An 11,990-nucleotide genomic window follows, 5' to 3' on the forward strand; every position below is an offset into this window, starting at 1 on the left:
ACCTTGACCCTGCCCAACCGACCACTGCTGTTTGTCCTTGCCGCAGGGCTGACCGGATCCGCCCTGCTGCTGGCCCCGTCACCTCCGGTGGCTGCCCAGGCGCCTGCAGGACAAGACCAGGCCCAGGCCCAGGGGGCCGCGCCGAAGCCCGTCCCCACGGGCATGGTCACGATCGAGTCCGATCTGCAGCAGGCCGACAACCAGAACGGCATCGTCACCGCCACGGGCAACGTGCGCATCGTCTACCCCGATCGGGGCATGACGGCCACCTCCCGCCAGGCCCAGTACTTCAGCAGAGAAGGGCGCCTGGTGCTCACCGGCGACGTCGACGTGATCGACGAGGACGGCCAGCGCCTGCGGGCCGAGAAGCTGGTCTATCAACTCGACAGCGAGCGCATGCTGGCCGAACCCCCCGCCGGCAAACAGGTGATCAGCAAATTCCGTCTGCAGCAGCAGGGCAGTGCTCCCCCTGCAGCCGGCAAGCCGTGAGCCTGGTACTGGAGAGGGTGGCCATCACCCTCGCAGGCCGTCCGCTGGTGAGCGACGTGAGCCTGGATCTCCATCCCGGGGAGGTGGTGGGACTGCTCGGTCCCAACGGCGCCGGCAAGACCACCACCTTCAACCTGGTCACGGGACTGCTCAGGCCCGACTGCGGCGAGGTGCTGCTGGACGGAGAATCCGTGGCCCATCTGCCGATGCCCCGCCGAGCCAGGCTGGGCATCGGTTATCTCCCCCAGGAGGCGAGCATCTTCCGCCAGCTGACCGTGCGCGAGAACCTGACGCTGGCCCTCCAGGAGAGCGGCTCCGATCGCTCCCTGCGCCGCCAGCGGCTCGACGAGCTCATCCACGACTTTCATCTGGATTCCTTCCAGCACCGTCGCGGCTACCAGCTCTCCGGCGGGGAACGGCGTCGCTGCGAGGTGGCCAGGGCCCTGGCCGTCGGCAACCACGGCCCCCGCTATCTGCTGCTGGATGAACCCTTCGCCGGGGTGGATCCCATGGCCGTGGCCGACCTCCAGTCCCTGATCGACAGCCTGCGCAGTCGTGGCATGGGGCTGCTGATCACCGATCACAACGTGAGGGAGACCCTGTCGATCACCGACCGTGCCTACATCCTTGCTGAGGGCAGGATCCTCGCCGCCGGATCCTCCCTCTCCGTGGCCAACGACCCCCTGGTGCGGCGTCACTACCTCGGCGAGGGCTTCCAGCTTTGATCGGAGCCCTGCTGGAACGGCGCCCCGCCTGGTTGCAGCTGCCCAGCGCGGAGCGGCTGCGGCACTGGCGGCGGTCCCCCCGCTGGCGGGATCTGCCGCTGCTTGACCGCTGGCTGCTCCAGGAACTGCTCGGCCCCCTGCTGTTCGGCATCGCCGCCTTCACGGCCGTGTCGCTGTCGGTCGGGGTGGTGTTCGAACTGGTGCGACGGGTCGCCGAATCCGGTCTGCCGGTGCTGGCGGCGGTGAATGTGCTGATGCTGCGCCTGCCCTCCTTCCTGGTGCTCTCGTTTCCGATGGCCACCCTGATGGCCACCCTGCTGGCCTACAGCCGACTGTCGGGCAGCAGCGAACTCACCGCCCTGCGCAGCGTCGGGGTGAGCACCCGCAGGATGGTGCTGCCCGCCATGGCTCTGGCCCTGGTGATGACCCTGCTCACCTTCGTGTTCAACGACGTGATCGTGCCGCGGGCGAACCTTGCGGCCACGATCAGCCTGCAGCGTGAACTGGGCCGGGCGATCGCCACCGAAGAGAGCGATAACACCCTCTACTCCCGTTTTGGTGATGTGCAGCTCAGTGATGGGAGCACTGATTATCTGCTGAGCCATATCTTCTACGCCAGGAAGTTTGAGAAGGGCATCATGTTGGATGTGACTCTCATTGACTTTTCCCGATTCAAGTATCGCCAAATGTTGACGGCAAAAATCGGCAAATGGAATGAAGCTGAAGGGATGTGGGAATTCAGAAATGGCCGCACCACCAATATTGATACAGAGACCGGATCCACCACCTCGGCCAAGTTCGATCGCTACCTCTATCCCTTCACCCGGGATCCGATCGAGGTGGCCCAGCTCCCCACGGACGCCAGCACAATGACAGTGGGTCAGGCCCTCACGGCCGAACGACTGCTGCTGGAAGCGAACAACACGAAGGAGGCCCGGCGCTTGAGGGTGCGGGTCCAGGAGAAGTTCGCCTTCCCGGCCATCTGCCTGGTGTTCGGACTGATCGGCAGCAGCCTGGGTGTTCGCCCCAACTCCCGCACCAGCCGCAGCCAGGGATTCGGCATCAGCGTCCTGCTGATCTTCGGCTACTACCTGATGTCCTTCATCTTCAGTTCCCTGGGGATCACCGGAACCGTGTCACCCTTCCTGGCGGCCTGGCTGCCGGTGGGTATCGGCCTGGCGGGAGGGCTCTGGTTGCTTCTCCAGGCCAGCCGCTGAGGCCCGTCCGGGATCACGACACGGCAGAGTGGACTGGTTCCGCTTTCGCTGCCTGGTGAACGATCCGGTCGTCGGTCTGGGCCTTGCCGCCTTCGCCCTGCTTCTGCTGGTGCTGCCCCTTGCCTTCTGGTCCCTCAGTGGTGGCCGCAGCAGCACAGCGGTGCGGATGCTGGTGGCCTCGGCCAATCTCTGCCTCACGGCCCAGCTGGTGCTGCGCTGGTGGCAGTCGGGACACTTCCCGATCAGCAACCTCTACGAGTCGCTCTGCTTCCTGGCCTGGGCCTGCACCCTCACCCAGCTCCTGGTCGAGCGCAGCTGGCCCAATCCCCTGGTGGCGGCAGCGGCCACCCCCATGGGTCTGGGCTGCGTCGCCTTCGCCAGCTTCGCCCTGCCGGATCGTCTCCAGGAAGCCTCGCCGCTGGTGCCGGCCCTGCGTTCCAGCTGGCTGGTGATGCATGTCAGCGTGATCATGGTCAGCTATGCGGCGCTGCTGGTCGGATCGCTGCTGTCGGTGGCGGTTCTGTTCGTCGACCGCGACCAGGATCTGGAGCTGCGCAGCAGCTCCATCGGCAGCGGCGGCTTCCGCCAGGCTCGCCTGGCCAGCGACGGGCCCGGTGCGATGGCCCTGAGCAGCAGCAGCTTCCGCATCAGTGAACAGCTCGACAGCCTCAGCTACCGCACGATCACGGTGGGATTCCTGCTCCTCTCGGTGGGTCTGGTGAGCGGGGCGGTCTGGGCCAACGAGGCCTGGGGCAGCTGGTGGAGCTGGGATCCAAAGGAGACCTGGGCCCTGATCTGCTGGCTGGTGTACGCGGCTTACCTGCACACGCGCCTGATCCGCGGCTGGCAGGGCCGGCGTCCGGCTCTGCTGGCGTCAGCGGGTCTGGTGGTGATCGCCGTCTGCTACATCGGCGTGAATCTTCTCGGCATCGGCCTGCACAGCTATGGCTGGTTCCTGGGCAGCTGATCTCCAAGCCCGGGGCCGCCGCTCAGCCGCCTGGAGCAGGCGTATTCCGCCACCCCCGCCAGCAGGGGCCACAACGTGGCGGGTGGCTGGAAGGACAGGCTTCCCGGGGTCATGCCGAAGCTGCTGGCCCAGTAGAGGAGATCGTTGGGGGCCAGCCACACCAGAAGCAGAGAACTGGAGGTACCGAAGCCGGGAGCCTGGCAGAGGAACTGGTCGAGCTGGCAGGCATTTCCCTTCTGGGCGACGGCTGACCGGAAGCCATCGGGTCGGAAGAGGGAGCGGATGGCGATGACGTTGACGTTCTCCACCCCCGAGGTGGCTCCGTTGAACGCGTCGTTGGTGCCTCCCGCCAGCGAGGGCCCGGGAGCAGGGGAGTGAGGGTGAAGGTCTGCCAGAGAGCTTCGGGCGCGACAGGGCCCTTGGAGGCTCGCCCGGCGGCATAGGGCGGTGGCGGCAGGAATGGGGTGGAATCGGCGGGCACCCCGACCGTCTGGCCAAAGGATTCGGTCAGAATCTTGCCGTTGCCCGTGTCAGTGAGGCTGTCGCCGACCACCCCCAGGACGGCGACAAGCAGCCTCTGGACCACGGCCTTGCTCCCTCCCTTCAGGACTCCGGCAAAGGTAAAAAAGCAAAAAAAAGTCGCCACCTGGACGGGGGCGACCGTTCCATCAAACGTCACAGTTCGGTACAGGCCTTCATGGCAGGCGGGCCGACTGCGGGCCTCAGACCAGGGCAGGCTCGGGGCGCCGGCTGTTGCGGATGCCGGTGATCGCCTCGGCGTAGTCGGCATGGCCGAAGACGCCGGAGCCGCTGACGATGGCGTTGGCCCCAGCCTCGATCACCTGCCAGGCGTTGCTGCCCTTGACACCGCCATCGACCTCGATCCAGGGATCGAGGCCCCGCTCGTCGCACAGGCGCCGCAGCTGGCGGATCTTCTCCACCTGGGAGGGGATGAAGCTCTGGCCGCCGAACCCGGGGTTGACGCTCATGATCAGCACCAGATCACAGAGCTCCAGGCAGTACTCGAGCGTGTCCAGCGGGGTGCTGGGGTTGAGCACGGCGCCGGCCATCTTGCCGAGATCCTTGATCTGGCTGAGGTTGCGGTGCAGGTGGGGGCAGGCCTCCACCTGGACGCTGATGATGTCCGCACCGGCCTTGGCGAAGTCGGCCACGTACCTCTCGGGCTCGACGATCATCAGGTGCACGTCGAGGGGCTTGGCCGTCACCGGCCGCAGGGCCTCGACGATCAGCGGGCCGATGGTGATGTTGGGCACGAAGCGACCGTCCATCACGTCCACATGGATCCAGTCGGCCCCCGCCGCATCCACGGCGCGCACGTCGTCCCCGAGGCGGGAGAAGTCGGCGGAGAGGATCGACGGGGAGATCACCAGGGGCTTGGTGCTCATGGACGGCCACCGCTGCGGAAGAGTCAAATAATTGTAAGGAGCGGCCTTCCGGGGCTTCCCGGGCGCGCTGATACGATGACCCCGCTTCAATTCCGAGAGGCCTTGCAGCGGCTGGAACTTCCCCCGCTTCGCCTGCGGTCCGCCTCCGGCGTGCCGGCCCCTCGTTGAGGCCCCTTCCCCTGCCGGACCGTTGTGGATCGCACTCTCATCCAGGAACTGCTCGAAGTCGTCGAGCAGGCCGCCATCGCCTCCGCCCGCCTCACCGGGCTCGGCAAGAAGGACGAAGCCGACGCGGCGGCCGTTGAGGCGATGCGGCACCGGATGGGGAGCATCGCCATGCAGGGGCGGATCGTGATCGGGGAAGGGGAGCGGGACGAGGCCCCCATGCTCTACATCGGTGAGGAGGTGGGCAGCGGCACCGGCCCCGGCGTGGATTTCGCCGTGGACCCCTGCGAAGGCACCAACCTCTGCGCCAATGCCCAGGACGGCTCGATGGCCGTGCTGGCCGCCAGTGACCGGGGTGGGCTGTTCTATGCCCCCGATTTCTACATGAAGAAGCTGGCGGCCCCGCCGGCGGCCAAGGGCAAGGTGGACATCCGCAAAAGCGCCACCGAAAACATCGCCATCCTCAGTGAGTGCCTGGGCATGCCCGCCAGCGACCTGGTGATTGTGGTGATGGACCGGGCCCGCCACAAGAGCCTGATCGCCGAGATCCGTGCCACCGGCGCCCGGGTCAAGCCGATCAGTGACGGCGACGTCCAGGCCGCCATCGCCTGCGGCTTCGCCGGCACCGGCACCCACTGCCTGATGGGGATCGGCGCCGCTCCCGAGGGGGTGATCTCCGCGGCGGCCCTGCGCTGCCTGGGCGGCCATTTCCAGGGTCAGCTGGTCTACGACCCCGCCATCGCCCAGACCAGCGAGTGGGCCGACTACACCAAGGAAGGCAACATCGCCCGGCTCAACGAGATGGGCATCACCGATGTCGACAAGGTGTACGAGGCGGAGGAGCTGGCCTCCGGGGAGAACGTGGTCTTCGCGGGCAGCGGCATCACTCCGGGCCTGCTGTTCAAGGGCGTGGTGTTCGAGCGCGACTGCACCCGCACCAGCAGCCTGATCATCAGCTCCCTCGACCGCAGCGCCCGCTTCACCGATACGGTGCATATCAAGGAAGGCGCCCAGAGCATCGCCCTTCGCTGAGCCCACCAGAGTCAGGACCTCGGAGCCCGTCTCCATGCACATCGCCGTCGTCGGTCTCAGCCATCGCACGGCTCCGGTGGAAATCCGCGAGCGCCTGAGCATCCCCGAGCAGACCATGGAGGACTCCCTCCAGCGGCTGCGCTCGGATGAGCAGGTGATCGAGGCCTCGATCCTGAGCACCTGCAACCGGCTGGAGATCTACACCCTCCTGCGCCACCCGGAACGGGGTATCTCCGCCATCGGCGATTTCCTCAGCCACCAGTCCGGTCTGGCGGTGGAGGAGCTCAGCCCCCATCTGTTCACCTTCCACCACGAGGAGGCGGTGGGCCACCTGCTGCGGGTGGCTGCCGGGCTCGACAGCCTGGTGCTGGGAGAGGGCCAGATCCTCTCCCAGGTGAAGAAGATGGTGCGCCTGGGTCAGGAACACCGCTCGGTCGGTCCGATCCTCAATCGCCTGCTCAACCAGGCGGTGAGCACCGGCAAGCGGGTGCGCACCGAAACCAATCTCGGCACCGGTGCGGTCTCGATCAGCTCGGCGGCCGTTGAACTGGCCCAGCTCAAGGTGGGCCAGGCCCGCGGCACCGATGAACTGGTGCCCCTGGACCAGGAGCAGGTGGCCGTGGTGGGGGCCGGGCGCATGGCCCGGCTGCTGCTGCAGCACCTGCAGGCCAAGGGCTGCCGCGGGGTGGTGCTGCTCAACCGCACCGTGGCCCGCGCCGAGGCCCTGGCGGCCGATTTCCCCGCCCTGCCGGTGCAGTGCCGTCCCCTGGACGACCTGGACCACTGCCTGAGCACCTGCTCGCTGGTGTTCACCAGCACCGGCGCCGAGGAGCCGATCATCACCGCCCGGCGGTTGGCGGGGCTCAACCGCCGTTCCAGCCTGATGCTCATCGACATCGGGGTTCCGCGCAACATCAGTGCCGATGCGGCGGATCTTCAGGGGGTCGACAGCTTCGATGTCGACGACCTGCAGGAAGTGGTGGCCCGCAACCAGGAGGCCCGGCGGGAGATGGCCGCCGAGGCCGAGGGGTTGCTGGCCGAGGAGTCACGCCTGTTTCTCGAGTGGTGGGATGGCCTCGAGGCGGTCCCCCTGGTCAACCGCCTGCGGCTGCAGCTGGAGGACATCCGCGAGCAGGAGCTCCAGAAGGCCCTCAGCCGCATGGGCCCCGACCTGTCCGCCCGGGAGAGGAAGGTCGTGGAGGCCCTCAGCAAGGGGATCATCAACAAGATCCTCCACACTCCCGTCACCCGGCTGCGGGCGCCCCAGCCCCGCCAGCAGCGCCTGGCCGCCATGCGGATGCTGCAGGACCTGTTCGAGCTTCACGACGACCCCCCGGACGACTGACCCCCCGGCAACCACCCCGACCCCCCGCAACGGAACATGAACCGACGTGCCGCCGCTTCTCGCCCTGCGCCACCCCGCTCCAGTACGGTCTGCCCTGCCAAGGACGGAGGAGTGGGCTGATGAAACGTGTTCTGGCGATCATCCTGGGCGGTGGGGCGGGCACCCGCCTCTACCCCCTCACCAAGATGCGGGCCAAGCCCGCCGTACCCCTGGCCGGTAAATACCGCCTGATCGATATTCCCATCAGCAACTGCATCAACTCGGAGATCAACAAGATCTACGTGCTGACCCAGTTCAACAGCGCCTCACTCAATCGTCACCTGACGATGAGCTACAACCTCTCGGCCGGATTCGGCCAGGGCTTCGTGGAGGTGCTCGCCGCCCAGCAGACCCCCGACAGCCCCAGCTGGTTCGAAGGCACCGCCGATGCGGTGCGCAAATACCAGTGGCTGTTTCAGGAGTGGGATGTGGACCACTACCTGATCCTCTCCGGCGACCAGCTGTACCGCATGGACTACAGCAAATTCGTGCAGCACCACATCGACACCGGTGCCGATCTCTCGGTGGGTGCCCTGCCGGTGGATGCCGCCCAGGCCGAGGGTTTCGGCCTGATGCGCACCACCTCCGAAGGACGCATTCTGGAATTCAGCGAGAAGCCCAAGGGGGCGGCGCTCGAGGCCATGAAGGTGAACACCGAATCCCTGGGGCTCTCGGCAGAGGATGCCGTCAAGCGGCCCTTCCTGGCCTCGATGGGCATCTACGTCTTCAACCGCAGCACCCTGTTCAACCTGCTGGCCAGCCATCTGGAGGCCACTGATTTCGGTAAGGAGATCATCCCCACCTCTCTGGTGGAAGGTGACAATCTGCAGACCTATCTCTTCGACGACTACTGGGAGGACATCGGCACGATCGGGGCGTTCTACGAGGCCAATCTGGCCCTCACCGATCAGCCCAACCCGGCCTTCTCCTTCTATGACGAGAAGTTTCCCATCTACACCCGTCCCCGCTATCTTCCCCCCAGCAAACTCCAGGACGCCCAGGTGACCCGATCGATCATCGGCGAGGGGTCCCTGCTCAAGGCCTGCAGCATCCACCACTGCGTGCTCGGGGTGCGCTCCCGCGTCGAGGATGAGGTGGTGCTTCAGGACACCCTGGTGATGGGGGCCGACTTCTTCGAGTCGTCCGAGGAGCGGCTGGTGCTGCGCGAGCGGGGCGGCACTCCCATGGGGGTGGGCCGGGGCACCACCGTCAAGGGCGCCATCCTCGACAAGAACGTGCGCATCGGCCGCGACGTCACCATCGTCAACAAGGACCGGGTCGAGGAGGCCGACCGGCCGGAGCTGAACTTCTACATCCGCAATGGCATCGTGGTGGTGGTGAAGAACGGCACCATCGCCGACGGCACCGTCATCTGAGGCCTCCTCCGGGAGGGGCTGGGCCAGCAGTTGCTGACATCCCCCCACCGGAGACCGACGGCCCGCCGACCGCTGGCCACAGTGGCAACGAGATCCAACGGAACAACGGCCCCATGAGCAAGGCGCATTTCGGACTCATCGGCCTGGGGGTGATGGGTGAAAATCTGGTCCTCAACGCAGAGAGGAACGGGTTCTCGAGCGTCGTCTACAACCGCACCTACGCCAAGACCGAGGAGTTCCTGGCCGGCCGAGGTGCCGGCAAGGACATCGTCGGGGCGGCGACCCTGGCGGAGTTCGTGGCGGCCCTGGAGCGACCCCGTCGCATCCTGATGATGGTCAAGGCCGGCGATCCGGTGGACGCCACCATCGCCAGCATTTCCCCTCTGCTGGAGGAAGGCGACCTGCTGATCGACGGCGGCAACTCCCTCTACACCGACACCGAACGGCGGGTGGCGGAACTGGAGAGCAAGAGCTTCGGTTACATCGGCATGGGTGTCTCCGGCGGCGCCAAGGGGGCCCTGGAGGGCCCGAGCATGATGCCCGGCGGCACCCGGGCGGCCTACGACGCCATCGAGGGGCTGGTGCGCAAGATGGCCGCCCAGGTGGAGGATGGCCCCTGCGTCACCTACATCGGCCCCGGCGGCGCCGGCCACTTCGTCAAGACCGTCCACAACGGCATCGAGTACGGCATCGAGCAGATCCTGGCCGAGGCCTATGACCTGATGAAGCGCATCGGCGGCATGGATGGCGATGCCATGGCCGATGTGCTGGGCGGCTGGAACCAGACCGAGGAGCTGGCCTCCTTCCTGGTGGAGATCACCGAGGTGTGCCTGCGCACCAAGGATCCCGAGAGCGGCGGCGATCTGGTGGAGCTGATCGTGGATGCGGCGGGCCAGAAGGGCACGGGGCTCTGGACCGTGGTGAGCGCCCTGGAGATGGGTGTGCCTGTGCCCACCATCTATGCGGCCCTGAACGCGCGGGTGCTCAGCTCCCTGCGCAGCGAGCGGATGGCCGCCGAATCGGTGCTGGCCGGGCCCGCCGCCCACAGCTTTCCGCTGGGCGAGCCCGCCACCGGCATGGAGCCCCTTCGCGACGCCTGCATCCTGGCCTGCATCGCCAGCTACGGCCAGGGGATGGCCCTGCTGCAGGAGGCCTCCAAGCTGCACGACTACCACCTGGATTTCTCCGCCATCGGCCAGATCTGGAAGGGGGGATGCATCATCCGGGCCCGGCTGCTGCAGCGGATCCAGGACGCCTACGCAGCGAATCCCTCCCTGGCCAATCTGATGCTGGACCCCTGGTTCGCCGCCCAGGTCAACCAGCGGATCGACGGCCTGCGCCAGGTGGTGGCGGGGGCAGCCCTGGCGGGCATCCCCGTGCCCTGCCTCAGCAGCACGCTTGATTACATCGACAGCTATCGCACCGGCCGCCTGCCCCAGAATCTGGTGCAGGCCATGCGCGACTGCTTCGGCTCCCATACTTACGAGCGCACCGATCGCCCCGGGGCGTTCCATACCGAATGGCTCACTTGACGCACCCCGCCACCCGCTATCACCTGATCGTGGCGGCCAGCGCCGAAGATCTGGCCCGCCAGACGGCCGAGCAGGTGGCCGCCGGCATCGACCTGGCCCTGGCCGAGCGGGATCGGGCCCAGATCGCCCTGGCTGGGGGTGAAACCCCCAGAGCGGCCTACCGGCATCTCGGCGGCGAGCATCTGCCCTGGGAGCGGGTGGATGTGCTGCTGGGCGATGAGCGCTGGGTGCCCGCCGACGACCCCTCCAGCAACGCCCGCATGCTGCGTGAAACCCTGCTGGCCCAGACACCGGCCAGTCGGGCCCGCTTCCATCCGGTGCCCACCGATCGCCCCACGCCTGAGGCCAGTGCCGAGGCCTACGCCGCCGAGCTGGCCGCCCTGTGCCCGGGCCCCCTGCCCCGCTTCGACGTGGTCCTGCTCGGTCTCGGCGATGACGGCCACACCGCCTCCCTCTTCCCCGGCACGGCGGCCCCCGGGGTGAGCGACCGCAGCGTCACCATCGGCGCAGGCAAGGGTCTGCCGCGCATCACCCTCACCGCCCCGGTGCTCTCGGCTGCCCGCCGGGTGATCTTTCTGGTCAGCGGCGCCGGCAAGAATCAGGCTCTGGCTCGCCTGCTTGATCCCGCCGAGCCCGCCATGCGCACACCGGCCCGGCTGGTGCGACCCGCCGGCGAGGTGGTGATCCTGGCCGATGCCGCCGCCGCCGCCGATCTCCCCGACGCCTGACGTCATGCAGGTGGTCGCCGGGGACGGATTCAGCGGCTGGCACGCCCTCAACGACACGGTGATGGGAGGCCGCAGCAGTGGCAGTTGCAGCGTCAGCAGCCGGGGCCTGCGCCTGGAGGGCGAGGTGGTGGAAGCCGGCGGCGGCTTCGTGAGCTGTCGCTCGCCGGTGTTCTCCCCGCCCCTGGATCTCTCCGGCCAGGCGGCCTTCGAGCTGGATCTGCAGGGGGATGGTCGTGATTACAAGCTGGCGGTGGCCTGTGCCGACGGAGTGGCTGGCCTCACCGAGCTGATCCCGGGCGGGGTGCGCTGGGTGGCCAACTTCGCCACCGCCGCCGACGCTCCCTGCCGGGTGAGGATTCCCTTCGACCATCTGCGCGCCTCCATCCGGGCCAGGCCCATCGAGGCCCTGCCCCTCGGCCTGCCCCTGCGCTTCGACCCCGGGCGCATCACCCGACTGCAGATCCTGCACTCCAGATTCGGCGATGATGGATCCGCCAACCCAGGGTTCCGGGCCGGCCCCCTGATCCTGGAGCTGATGGCGATCCATGCCGTGCCCTGAGTCCCCCATCGGCAGTGCCAACACCGACCTGAGCCGGCTGGTGGCGTCCGCCGCCGATCTCTGCCGCAGGCCCCTGCGCCATGCCGTGGTGGCTGACCCTGAGGCTCCGGACCTGCAGCGCCTGGATCTCTGCCTTCGGCTCGAGGCCCGCACCCCCGAAGGTGAACGGATTCCCCAGGAGGACCTGGACCTGGAGATCTATCGCAGCGGGGACGCCCTGAACCTGACCCTGAGCTGGCGGGATGACGGGGAGCGTCCCCTGCTCTGGCATGGCAGCCATCCCGTCTGGATGGAGGCGGCCACCGGGCAGCGCAGCGTCTGTCCTCCGGAGGGCCTGCCGCTGGAGGCCCTGGCGCGCCGGCTGAAGGCCCTGCTGCAACCCGATCAGGGCTGAGGGCCCGATCCCAACG

General features: G+C 67.6%; 13 protein-coding genes. 11 read left to right on the forward strand and 2 right to left on the reverse strand.

The window, feature by feature from the left end; all coding sequences use genetic code 11:
• The first annotated feature begins 3 nt into the window (after positions 1 to 3).
• Genes KUG41_RS08060 through ccsB form a run of 4 tightly spaced genes read left to right on the forward strand, consistent with a single transcriptional unit; the run spans position 4 to position 3,398 of the window.
• On the forward strand, positions 4 to 489 hold the full coding sequence (locus KUG41_RS08060) for an LptA/OstA family protein (protein ID WP_254216969.1): 486 nt from the start codon (positions 4 to 6) through the stop codon (positions 487 to 489).
• Positions 486 to 1,214: an LPS export ABC transporter ATP-binding protein gene (gene lptB, locus KUG41_RS08065; RefSeq protein WP_216902925.1), complete on the forward strand. Its 729-nt coding sequence runs from the start codon at positions 486 to 488 to the stop codon at positions 1,212 to 1,214. Before KUG41_RS08060 ends, lptB begins: the two co-directional genes overlap by 4 nt.
• A 56-nt stretch (positions 1,215 to 1,270) precedes the next feature.
• Positions 1,271 to 2,431, forward strand: coding sequence for an LptF/LptG family permease (locus KUG41_RS08070; RefSeq protein ID WP_254217005.1), 1,161 nt, complete (start codon positions 1,271 to 1,273; stop codon positions 2,429 to 2,431).
• Positions 2,432 to 2,486: 55 nt separating this feature from the next.
• A complete protein-coding gene (ccsB, locus tag KUG41_RS08075) occupies positions 2,487 to 3,398 on the forward strand; it encodes a c-type cytochrome biogenesis protein CcsB (protein ID WP_216902929.1) in 912 nt (303 codons plus the stop codon).
• Here ccsB and KUG41_RS08080 read toward each other — a convergent pair.
• On the reverse strand, positions 3,374 to 3,706 hold the full coding sequence (locus KUG41_RS08080; RefSeq protein WP_216902931.1) for a hypothetical protein: 333 nt from the start codon (positions 3,704 to 3,706) through the stop codon (positions 3,374 to 3,376). The genes ccsB and KUG41_RS08080 overlap by 25 nt on opposite strands.
• A gap of 414 nt (positions 3,707 to 4,120) precedes the next feature.
• Positions 4,121 to 4,804, reverse strand: a complete 684-nt coding sequence (rpe, locus tag KUG41_RS08085) for a ribulose-phosphate 3-epimerase (protein WP_216902933.1) — start codon at positions 4,802 to 4,804, stop codon at positions 4,121 to 4,123.
• 192 nt (positions 4,805 to 4,996) lie between these two features.
• Here rpe and glpX point away from each other — a divergent pair, with 192 nt between their 5' ends.
• From glpX to KUG41_RS08120, 7 genes are all read left to right on the forward strand, one after another.
• The gene (glpX, locus tag KUG41_RS08090; RefSeq protein ID WP_216902935.1) at positions 4,997 to 6,001 is read left to right on the forward strand and encodes a class II fructose-bisphosphatase; all 1,005 of its coding nucleotides are present in this window, start codon (positions 4,997 to 4,999) and stop codon (positions 5,999 to 6,001) included.
• 34 nt (positions 6,002 to 6,035) lie between these two features.
• Positions 6,036 to 7,346 (forward strand): glutamyl-tRNA reductase, encoded by a 1,311-nt coding sequence (locus KUG41_RS08095; RefSeq protein ID WP_216902937.1) that lies wholly within the window; start codon positions 6,036 to 6,038, stop codon positions 7,344 to 7,346.
• 119 nt (positions 7,347 to 7,465) lie between these two features.
• Positions 7,466 to 8,761 (forward strand): glucose-1-phosphate adenylyltransferase, encoded by a 1,296-nt coding sequence (locus tag KUG41_RS08100; RefSeq protein WP_216902939.1) that lies wholly within the window; start codon positions 7,466 to 7,468, stop codon positions 8,759 to 8,761.
• Between the two features lie 113 nt (positions 8,762 to 8,874).
• A complete protein-coding gene (gene gndA / locus KUG41_RS08105) occupies positions 8,875 to 10,293 on the forward strand; it encodes an NADP-dependent phosphogluconate dehydrogenase (protein ID WP_216902941.1) in 1,419 nt (472 codons plus the stop codon).
• Positions 10,281 to 11,021: a 6-phosphogluconolactonase gene (gene pgl / locus KUG41_RS08110; RefSeq protein ID WP_216902943.1), complete on the forward strand. Its 741-nt coding sequence runs from the start codon at positions 10,281 to 10,283 to the stop codon at positions 11,019 to 11,021. Before gndA ends, pgl begins: the two co-directional genes overlap by 13 nt.
• 4 nt (positions 11,022 to 11,025) lie before the next feature.
• Entirely contained in the window at positions 11,026 to 11,580 is a 555-nt protein-coding gene (locus KUG41_RS08115) for a CIA30 family protein (RefSeq protein WP_216902945.1), read from the forward strand.
• Positions 11,567 to 11,974, forward strand: a complete 408-nt coding sequence (locus KUG41_RS08120; protein ID WP_216902947.1) for a hypothetical protein — start codon at positions 11,567 to 11,569, stop codon at positions 11,972 to 11,974. The genes KUG41_RS08115 and KUG41_RS08120 overlap by 14 nt, the downstream gene beginning before the upstream one ends.
• The last annotated feature ends 16 nt before the right edge of the window (positions 11,975 to 11,990 follow it).

The sequence above is a fragment of the Synechococcus sp. CCY 9618 genome (genome assembly GCF_019038415.1).
In the GTDB taxonomy this organism is placed as follows: Bacteria; Cyanobacteriota; Cyanobacteriia; order PCC-6307; family Cyanobiaceae; genus Cyanobium.